At 73.8% G+C, this 1,042-nt stretch carries 2 protein-coding genes; one reads left to right on the forward strand and one right to left on the reverse strand.

Annotated features, from left to right (window positions below):
• Nucleotides 1-388 (forward strand): enoyl-CoA hydratase/isomerase family protein (locus ACWGIU_RS38420; RefSeq protein WP_453712792.1); only part of this gene is annotated, 388 nt, incomplete at its 5' end.
• A gap of 10 nt (nucleotides 389-398) precedes the next feature.
• Here the strand turns inward: ACWGIU_RS38420 and ACWGIU_RS38425 are convergent.
• The gene (locus tag ACWGIU_RS38425) at nucleotides 399-1,028 is read right to left on the reverse strand and encodes a DJ-1/PfpI family protein (protein ID WP_453712794.1); all 630 of its coding nucleotides are present in this window, start codon (nucleotides 1,026-1,028) and stop codon (nucleotides 399-401) included.
• Nucleotides 1,029-1,042: the final 14 nt, after the last annotated feature.

The raw sequence follows: 1,042 nt of genomic DNA on the forward strand, positions 1-1,042 counted from the left end.
GGAGGGGGCCTCCTTCGGGGTGACCCCGGCCAGGCTGGGCATCGTCTACCCGGCGTCCTCCACCCGCAGGCTCGCGGCCCTGGTCGGCCCGGCCTGGGCCAAGTACCTCCTCTTCTCCGCGGAGCTGATCGGCGCGGAGACGGCGCTGGGCGCGGGGTTCCTGAACGAGCTGCTGCCGGCCGGCCGACTGGACGAGCGCGTCGCCGAGTTCGCCCGGATCCTGGCCTCGCGCTCGCAGCTGACGCAGGCGGCGGCCAAGGAGTTCGCGGACGGCCGGACCGACCGGGACGCCTACTGGGAGGACCAGGCGGCCGGGAGCGAGGACACCGCCGAGGGGGTCGCCGCGTTCCTGGAGCGCCGGGCCCCCCGCTTCACCTGGACTCCGTGACGGTCGGCCGTCAGCCGCGCGTGCCGTTCCCCCGCAGCATCTCGACGAGAGCGGCCGGGGCCTTGGCGGGCGAGCCGGCGTCGTAGGGCGGCTGGGGGTCGTACTCGGTCATCAGCTGCACGGCCCGGGCGAAGTCGTCGCCGGCGATCCGGCCGAGCAGGGTGAGCCCCATGTCGATCCCGGCGGACACCCCGGCGGCCGTGACGTACTTCCCGTCGAACACCACACGCTCGCCGGTGGCCTCGACCCCGAGCCCGGGCAGCTGGTCCAGGTACAGCCAGTGGCTGGTGGCCCGCCGGCCGTCGAGCAGCCCGGCTGCGCCCAGCAGCAGGGATCCGGTGCACACCGAAGTGGTCCAAGTGGTGGTGGCGTCGACGGTGCGCAGCCATTCCATGACCACCGGGTTGGCCATCTCCCGGTCGGGATGCGGCCCGCCGGGCACGATCACGATGTCGGGGCGGGTGACCTCGTCGAGCCCCTTGTCGGCGACGAGCGCCAGCGAGCCGTTGTCGGTCCGCACGGGCCCCGGCCGCTCGGAGACGAAGACGACCTCGGCGTCGGACAGCCGGCCGAGGGTGTCGAAGGGCCCGACGGCGTCGAGGGCGGTGAAGTGGTCGTAGAGAAGTACGGCGATCTGCATGGGCTCCTCCGGAG

The organism is Streptomyces sp. NPDC054840, assembly GCF_053611065.1.